The sequence below is a fragment of the Rhizobium sp. SVR5-9E genome (assembly GCF_056755095.1).
On the sequence record NZ_JBNDHS010000770.1, the window covers coordinates 1 to 234 of the forward strand.

Consider the following 234-nt stretch of genomic DNA (forward strand, 5'->3'; position numbering starts at 1 on the left):
ATTCTATGCAGAAAGCTTTCTCAAAAATAAGTTCCTGTAATTTGCTCATGGCATCTCTGCGGTAGAAAATTATTTTCCCGTTCTTTACTTGGTTATGATCCAGCATCCAGCTTAGCAATTCAGGATTTCCGGTACTTTCAATGCGAATCACGATTTCCCCACCTTTTGGCATTCCCTTTGGCTTGCCCGTGCCATCAACCGGCTGTGTAAAATTGTATTTACACTCTAATATGT

At 40.6% G+C, this 234-nt stretch carries 1 protein-coding gene; it reads right to left on the reverse strand.

The window, feature by feature from the left end:
- The coding region (tssD, locus tag ACPYOJ_RS36920; RefSeq protein ID WP_481420622.1) for a type VI secretion system tube protein TssD at positions 1-234 on the reverse strand (234 nt) is incomplete at both ends.